Origin of the sequence: Kitasatospora sp. NPDC059803 (genome assembly GCF_042732255.1) — a bacterium.
GTDB lineage: Bacteria > Actinomycetota > Actinomycetes > Streptomycetales > Streptomycetaceae > Kitasatospora.
The window spans coordinates 1-2,806 of the sequence record NZ_JBHWIJ010000505.1 but is presented as its reverse complement, the minus strand read 5'-3'; the positions used below and the strand labels follow the sequence as shown (position 1 = coordinate 2,806).

Sequence of the window (2,806 nt, the reverse complement as noted above, 5' to 3'; positions counted from 1 at the left end):
TCCGACAGAAGGCCGTCCACACCCTCCCGGTCGGTGGTGTGGTCGTCCGCGAACCGACGGTCACCCGTCGCGTCCGGCACGTACTTCACACAGACAACGATCCTCAAGCTCACGGCCTGTCTCCTGTACTGGTCTCGTCCGGCGGCTGCGGCTGTGCAAGCGGGGCGCGAACACGGTGCGCACCCGCTCCGGGCAGCGAGTTCCCGTGCCGGTCCGGAACTTCCTGGCAGCATACTCGGCAGTAGTCCAGTGGTCACTACTGGCCAGTAGCTTAGGCCGGGCGGCTGCACTTCCGTCTGCGCCCATCCTGCCCCAGGGCAACCCCGACACCACCTGATCGGACTACATATCCGCCACAGGACCGCCGGGGCCCCGGCTCACACCGTCTCGCCGAGCGCCGCGATCACGTCCACCTTGCGCGGCAGTCCGGCCGCCCTACGCACCACCCGGCCACCCCCGTCCAGCACCAGGACGGTCGGCGTGCGCAGGATCTCCAGCCGGCGGACCAGCTCCAGCCGCTCCTCGGCGTCCACTTCTACATGCGCCACCCCGTCGACCATGCCGGCCACCTCCGCGAGCACCCGGCGGGTGGCCCGGCACGGCTGACAGAACGCCGTCGAGAACTGAACCAGCGTCGCCCGCTCGCCGAGCGCCCCGCCCAGCTCCGCCTCCGACAGCCGTACCGCCCCGCCGTTGGTGCGCACCCTCAGCCTCCCGTCGCGCCGTATCCGTAGCAGCCAGGAGGCGGTCGCCGGCGCCGGCACGACGACGCACACCACCAACCCGGCCATCCCCCAGTCTGCGGCAGCGGCCCCGGGCCCCGAAAGGGAGGTCGACCACCAGGCCGGGCCCGCGTACGATCGCCGGGTGGAATCCGACCGCACCGCACCGCCGTTGCTGACCTCCCGCCGCGTCGTCGACCTGGGCCGGGCCACCACCACCCGCTGTCGCTGACGCGCCCCGCCGCCGCCCGTCGCGACCCTCCCGGAGCCCTCGTGCAGATCGACCCTCGCGGTCCCCGCTTCGCCGCCGCGCTCACCTCGGTCGTCCTGGCCGCCGCCCTCATCACCGGCAGCGACGTGCTGCTAGCCGTCCAGGCCCTCGTCTTCGCACTCGGCGCGTTCGGCGGCCTGCGGCTCTCCCCCTACGGCTGGCTCTACCAGGCCTTCCTCCTCCCCCGGCTGACCCCGCCCTCCGAGACCGAGGACGAGCGGCCGCCCCGCTTCGCGCAGGGAGTCGGCCTGGTGTTCGCCGCCGTCGGCGCCCTCGGCTTCCTCACCGGGGTGGCCTGGCTCGGCCTACTCGCCACAGCCGTCGCCCTGGCCGCGGCCTTCCTCAACGCCGCGTTCGGCTACTGCCTCGGCCGCGAGATCTACCCCCTCGTCCGGCGCGCCCAGGGGCGCCTCGGCGCCGGAGCCTGACCGCAACCCTGGGCCCCCTGGGCCTTCGGGACGGACCGGGCCTCCAGGCCGCCGGGGAGGGAAAAGTTCCCACCCGAACTCATCACGGAGATCACACCGCGAATATCCGCTTGACCGCACGGCTCAGGTGACAGCAGGCACTCGTTCGGGGGATCATCTCCGTGAATCACCCGTGACCGCCGCGGCGTGCCGCGCTCCGGTCGGCCCCCACTCAGCGACGCGGGTACCCGCCGTACCGGGCTCCGGCCCGTGGAAGTCAGGACTGACCGTGGCAGAGTTCGTGTACCCGCCGGTGATCGGCGCCGCACTCACCGCCTTCCGTGCGCTCGACGTGCGGATCAAGATCGTAGGCGCCGAGAACATCCCCGCCAGGGGCGGAGCCGTACTGGTCAGCAACCACATCAGCTACCTGGACTTCCTCTTCGCCGGCCTCGGCGCCTACCGCGGCGGCAAGCGCAAGACCCGCTTCATGGCCAAGGACGACGTCTTCAAGCACCGGATCTCCGGCCCGCTGATGCGCGGCATGAAGCACATCCCGGTCGACCGCACCGACGGGCAGCCCGCGTACGAGGCCGCCGTGCGCGCCCTCAAGGCCGGCGAGGTCGTCGGGGTGTTCCCCGAGGCGACCATCAGCCGCTCGTTCATGCTGAAGAAGTTCAAGACCGGCGCCGCCCGGATGGCCGCCGACTCCGGCACCCCGCTGCTGCCCGTCATCCTCTGGGGCACCCAGCAGCTCTGGACCAAGGGCCGCCCGAAGACCCTGACCAAGCGCCACGTCCCCGTCACCATCATGATCGGCGAACCGATTCACCTCGGCCCGGACGACAAGCCCGTCATGGTCACCAGACGGCTGCGCGCGGCCATGAGCGAGATGCTCGACCAGGCCCAGCGCGAGTACCCCGGCAAGCCCTCCGGCCCGGACGACACCTGGTGGCTGCCCACCCACCTCGACGGCACCGCGCCCACCCTGGAGGTCGCCGAGGCCGAGGACGAGGCGGAGGCCCTCGCCAAGGCCGAACGCCGCGCCGCCCGGGGCTGACGGGCTGACCAGCCCCGTCCCTGGTCCGCCCCGCACCTCCACCCTGCACCGCCGCTCCGCACCGCCACTCCGCGAGACCTTCTACTCCGTGTGACCGACCGAACGCGAGGCGTCGCGTGTCGCCCGGTCGCCGACGCTCCCCGTCTGACACAGTGACAGCCCCCTTGAGGGGCCTTCGTCCTGCATCGGAGACGGAGCGAACGCCGGAGAGGTCGGAAAGGTCGGAGCGGATATGACACGGATGACCCGCACACGGCAGTCCCCCAGGTCACCCAAGGCCCGCACCCGCGCCAGCGCCGGTGCGGGGGTTCTGCTGCTGTGCACCCTGGTCACCGGGTGGGGGGCC

The 2,806-nt window shown here is 72.1% G+C and carries 4 protein-coding genes and 1 pseudogene; 3 read left to right on the top strand and 2 right to left on the bottom strand.

Annotated elements, in window-relative coordinates; genetic code table 11:
- Both ACFV6I_RS38835 and ACFV6I_RS38830 read right to left on the bottom strand, forming a co-directional pair.
- Positions 1-113: pseudogene (locus ACFV6I_RS38835) on the bottom strand (electron transfer flavoprotein subunit beta); the annotation flags it as partial.
- A gap of 264 nt (positions 114-377) precedes the next feature.
- Positions 378-791, bottom strand: a complete 414-nt coding sequence (locus ACFV6I_RS38830) for a thioredoxin family protein (protein ID WP_380430923.1) — start codon at positions 789-791, stop codon at positions 378-380.
- Here ACFV6I_RS38830 and ACFV6I_RS38825 point away from each other — a divergent pair.
- From ACFV6I_RS38825 to ACFV6I_RS38815, 3 genes are all read left to right on the top strand, one after another.
- Positions 694-954, top strand: a complete 261-nt coding sequence (locus ACFV6I_RS38825; protein WP_380430926.1) for a hypothetical protein — start codon at positions 694-696, stop codon at positions 952-954. The genes ACFV6I_RS38830 and ACFV6I_RS38825 overlap by 98 nt on opposite strands.
- A gap of 41 nt (positions 955-995) precedes the next feature.
- A complete protein-coding gene (locus ACFV6I_RS38820) occupies positions 996-1,421 on the top strand; it encodes a DUF4395 domain-containing protein (RefSeq protein WP_063350143.1) in 426 nt (141 codons plus the stop codon).
- A 268-nt stretch (positions 1,422-1,689) separates the two neighbouring features.
- Positions 1,690-2,460 (top strand): 1-acyl-sn-glycerol-3-phosphate acyltransferase, encoded by a 771-nt coding sequence (locus tag ACFV6I_RS38815; RefSeq protein ID WP_063350142.1) that lies wholly within the window; start codon positions 1,690-1,692, stop codon positions 2,458-2,460.
- Positions 2,461-2,806: the final 346 nt, after the last annotated feature.

Bases quoted from the DNA above. Each gene is read 5' to 3' on its own strand.
- ACFV6I_RS38830 (WP_380430923.1), bottom strand. From the start codon at position 791: ATGGCCGGGTTGGTGGTGTGCGTCGTCGTGCCGGCGCCGGCGACCGCC.